This window comes from Azospirillum sp. TSH20, assembly GCF_003115935.1.
GTDB lineage: Bacteria > Pseudomonadota > Alphaproteobacteria > Azospirillales > Azospirillaceae > Azospirillum.
On sequence record NZ_LGQU01000190.1, the window covers coordinates 1 to 1,423 of the forward strand.

Sequence of the window (1,423 nt, forward strand, 5' to 3'; positions counted from 1 at the left end):
GGCGCCCTGCAGGTGACCAGTGGCAGCGCCACGATCAGCGGCACCGTCGCCATGGGCGCCAACACCACCATCGGCGTGTCGGGCACCGAGCTGACCATCAGCGGCGTGGTCAGCGGCAGCCATGCCCTGACCAAGACCGGCAGCGGCACGCTGACCCTGACCGGCACCAACAGCTATACCGGCGCCACCACCGTCAGCGCCGGCACCCTGGCACTGAACAGCAGCGCCGGCACCGCGCTCGCCGACAGCAGCGCCGTGACGGTATCGTCGGGCGCCACGCTGAGCCTGCTGTCGGCGAGCGAGACCATCGGGACGCTGAGCGGGGCAGGAACGGTCGCGCTGGGCGCCAACGCACTGACCGTCAGCCAGACGAGCAACCAGACCTTCAGCGGCGCTATCACCGGCACGGGCAGCCTGACCAAGGCGGGCAGCGCGAAGCTGATCCTGTCGGGAACCAACAGCGGCCAAAGCTGGACCACGACCGTCACCGCCGGCGAACTGAACATCGACGGCCACGCCAACATCGCCAGCGGCGCCATCACGCTGAACGGCGGAACGCTCTCCCTCACCGGAGCCGGCGCCAACGACGTGAACGGGGGTGCCGGCAGCGGCTTCGACTTCTTCAGCAACGCCATCGCCATCGGATCGGGCGGCGGCACCCTTTACGCTTCCGGCGCCCAATGGGTCATCACCGGGGCGCTGACCGGCTCCGGGACGCTGACCTCGAGCGGCCTCGGCATTCTTCGTCTCAACAACGCCAGCAGCTTCACCGGCGACATCGCCGTCACAAGCGGGATTCTGGGGGTCTGGGGGTCCAGCACGCTGGGCAGCGGGCAGATCACCATGTCCGGCGGTACGCAGCTCTACATCGGCGGCGTCACCAAGACCATCGGCAACAACATCGTGCTGGCGGGCAACGCCACGCTGGGGACCGACGACCAGTCGACCTTCAACAACGCGGAATCCTTCGCCAGCGGCGCCGTCGTCACCTTCTCCGGCACGATTTCGGAAAGCGGCGGTGCCCGCAGCCTGACATTGGCCAACGGCAGCACCAGCAACGCCTTCGTGCTGTCGGGCACCAACAGCTACAGCGGCGGCACGACCGTCAGCGCCTCGACCACGGTCACGGTTTCGGCCGATGCCAATCTCGGCAGCGGAGGCAGCGTATCCCTGGACGCCGGCGCCATCCTGGACATCACCGGATCCGGCACCACCATCAGCAAGGCGGTCAGCTTGGCGGGCGCCGCCACGCTCAGCGTCGGCAGCGGCTCATCCGCCACCCTGTCGGGGGCCCTCTCCGGCAGTTACGCCCTGACCAAGACCGGTGCCGGCAGTCTGACCCTGTCGGGCAGCAACAGCTACACCGGCGCCACCACCATCAGCGCCGGCACGCTGGTCGCCGGCCACGCCAACGCGCTGGGCA

General features: G+C 69.0%; 1 protein-coding gene. It reads left to right on the forward strand.

Annotation, left to right across the window (positions count from 1 at the left end; genetic code table 11):
* Positions 1-1,423: autotransporter-associated beta strand repeat-containing protein (locus tag TSH20_RS33595; RefSeq protein ID WP_199232455.1), on the forward strand; the 1,423-nt coding region annotated here is incomplete at both ends.